Genomic DNA, 2,960 nt, shown 5'->3' with positions numbered 1-2,960 from the left:
TCTAAATGCAGTTGCTGATTCAACTCATCAATCACAATGGCCCAGTCGTCATCTTTATCCCAATGGCTTTTTAGGAAATCACGCTGGCCAGCACTCCAGAACTCAGCCTCATGTAGTTTTTGATCAGCCCCAAGCTGATGGGTTTTTACAAAACTTTCAATTGAGGCTTCATCCGCCTCAAGTCCCAGTTGTTCAAATAAAAGCTTAAGCGTTGGTTGTTGTTCAAACATTGTTATTCTCCACATCATTATCCAGATCAAAATAATCTACCAGCAAATACTGATTACATGGAGAGGTATGTCTATATTTTCTTGTTGTTTTTTGTTTTTTATCGCAACAAAAAAAGCACTCTCTTGGAGAGTGCTTTCAATTTATCAAAAAGATAAATTATTTTAGCATGTCAGCAATTGCCGCACGTTCTTCTTCAAGTTCCTGAAGTGTCTTGTACATACGTTCACGGCTGAACTCATCAATTTCAAGACCTTCAACACGGGTGTACTCGCCATTTTCACAAGTCACTGGCACACCGTACATTACGCCTTCAGGGATACCGTAAGAACCGTCAGATGGAATACCCATAGTTACCCATTTGCCATTTGTACCCAACGCCCAGTCACGCATATGGTCTATTGCAGCGTTGGCAGCTGAAGCAGCTGAAGACAAACCACGCGCTTCGATAATCGCAGCACCACGTTTACCAACAGTTGGAAGGAATACATCTTTATTCCATTCCGCATCGTTGATCTTGTCTTTCAAGCTTTCGCCATTTGCAGTTGCAAAACGGTAGTCAGCATACATTGTTGGAGAGTGGTTACCCCAAACTGTCAATTTCTCGATGTCAGCAACCGCAACACCCGCTTTCTGAGCGATCTGGGTCAACGCACGGTTATGGTCAAGACGCAACATTGCGGTGAAGTTTTTCGCTGGAAGGTCTGGAGCAGATTTCATCGCGATATAAGCGTTGGTGTTTGCAGGGTTACCTACAACCAATACCTTAACGTTACGGCTGGCAACTTCGTTTAAAGCCTGACCTTGACCGATGAAGATTTCGCCATTTACTTTCAACAGGTCAGCACGTTCCATACCAGGGCCACGTGGACGAGAACCTACCAACAACGCATAGTCTGCATCTTTAAATGCAACCTTTGGATCATCAGTCCCGATCATGCCTGCCAATAATGGGAAAGCACAGTCATCAAGTTCCATCATTACGCCTTTAAGCGCTTGTTGAGCTTTTTCAACAGGAACTTCAAGCAATTGCAGAATGACTGGTTGATCTTTACCTAACATTTCACCGCTTGCTATACGGAATAGTAAGCTATAACCAATTTGACCAGCAGCGCCTGTAACGGCAACACGAACGGGTTGCTTCATGTGATATTCTCCAGTGAGATGCGTTAGCACGATTGAATTTTCTTGTTATTCAACCGAATTATCATAGACGGCAAAGATTGTACTCTAAAGCGAACATAGATGCATGTGAAAGAGAATGGATTTCAACAAAAGTCTGATAGAAAATACAAATTAAGCTAGAAAAAAATGCCTAATAGCTGCCCTTGATGGTAAATTCGTTTGGACAGCCCGTGACAATATGGCTTGCACATTGTTTGTATTGCCCATTTTTCTGGTAACACACACGGATTTCCGTCAGGATGAAATCGAATCTGGAAGCCTGACAGCTAAAACGGATTCCGTTTGGTGGCAGGGATGGATTGAGCTTGGCAAATTGCTGACGCAGGTTTTCCTTTTGCACCTTAATGGTATTTGGACTTGTCAGGTCGGCAGGAATTTTCAGGCGCTCGGCAAAGTTGATCACCGTCCTGAAATACTGACTGGCATTCATAGGGACACAGCCGCCAACATTTTGCCAAAGTTGAACCCGTGCGTTTTCATCAGGCATAACCCGTGCGACAACTCTTGCCTGCAATGGGCTTAGTTTTGCTGAAGTCTTGGTTTCACAGTTTTTATTGACAGGCACTTCTGGCAGCAGACTAGAGATGGTTAGTGAATAACCCTCCAGACATTTTCGCTGTTTCTGCTTCGATGTATCCAATTCACAAGCCGCAGGCGTCATTTGTATATGCATGACATAACCCACCAGATCGTTATTATCTGCTGCATATAATGGCGCACTGAATGATAGAACCAAGTAGCAGAACAGGCTCTGCAAGGTTAACAACATTGATCGCTTGAATATTTTTTTCAATTTCATCAAATACAAAAACTTCATTGTTTCAAATTAAACATCTCGTGTTCTAGGGTTCATTGCGCACAGGAATGATATTCATGCGTTTCTGCAAGGATTGCGCACCCTGCCCTAGTACCACGCCATAATGTGTTGCATTGGTCATGACATGCTTGACGTAATCACGTGTTTCCAATAATGGAATGCTTTCTGTGTACTGGTCTGCCGCCATGCTCTGGAAATCTGGCTGCCAGCGTCTTGCCCGATTTGGACCAGCGTTATAACCTGCTGTTGCCAGTACCGCATTGCCACTGAGCTGGCTTTGAATCATGGACAAGTAATAGGTGCCATAGCGAATATTGGTATTCATTTCGCTCAGTGCGGCTGGGTTATAGGTTTCCCCCATTTGGCGGGCAACCAACTTGGCCGTGTTTGGCATGATCTGCATCAAGCCACCCGCTCCAACATTGGAACGCGCTGTTGTTACAAATCGGCTTTCCTGACGCATTAAACCATACGCCCAGGCAGGATCAATACCAGCATTGTAACTATGGCTGGTGACATTGCTACGGTGCGGTGTTGGAAAACGGTAGGTGTCGTTATGCTTGTTGATGGTACGGTCAGCCGCATAGATTGCCCGATCATACCAACCCATGTCATGTGCACGTTTTGCCGCGGCCAGCAACATTCCATCATCCTGCTGCAAGTAGGCCTGACGAACCGCCCAGTTCCATTCCCTGTTGATGTAGTTTGCTGGCGCATTCACATCCCGAAG

4 protein-coding genes are annotated in these 2,960 nt (G+C 44.9%); all 4 read right to left on the bottom strand.

Annotation, left to right across the window (positions count from 1 at the left end; translation table 11 throughout):
* Positions 1 to 230 (bottom strand): DUF2789 family protein (locus B4H32_RS11795; RefSeq protein ID WP_286803218.1); only part of this gene is annotated, 230 nt, incomplete at its 3' end.
* Positions 231 to 387: 157 nt separating this feature from the next.
* Positions 388 to 1,374, bottom strand: coding sequence for a malate dehydrogenase (locus B4H32_RS11790; protein WP_004680510.1), 987 nt, complete (start codon positions 1,372 to 1,374; stop codon positions 388 to 390).
* Between the two features lie 169 nt (positions 1,375 to 1,543).
* Positions 1,544 to 2,182: a ribonuclease T2 family protein gene (locus B4H32_RS11785; RefSeq protein ID WP_004680512.1), complete on the bottom strand. Its 639-nt coding sequence runs from the start codon at positions 2,180 to 2,182 to the stop codon at positions 1,544 to 1,546.
* Between the two features lie 73 nt (positions 2,183 to 2,255).
* Positions 2,256 to 2,960 (bottom strand): transglycosylase SLT domain-containing protein (locus tag B4H32_RS11780; RefSeq protein ID WP_286803215.1); only part of this gene is annotated, 705 nt, incomplete at its 5' end.

It is taken from the genome of Acinetobacter sp. UBA2063, assembly GCF_002333245.1.
GTDB lineage: Bacteria > Pseudomonadota > Gammaproteobacteria > Pseudomonadales > Moraxellaceae > Acinetobacter > Acinetobacter parvus.
The sequence above is the reverse complement of the archived record's forward strand: the minus strand, read 5'-3'. Positions and strand labels throughout refer to the sequence as shown.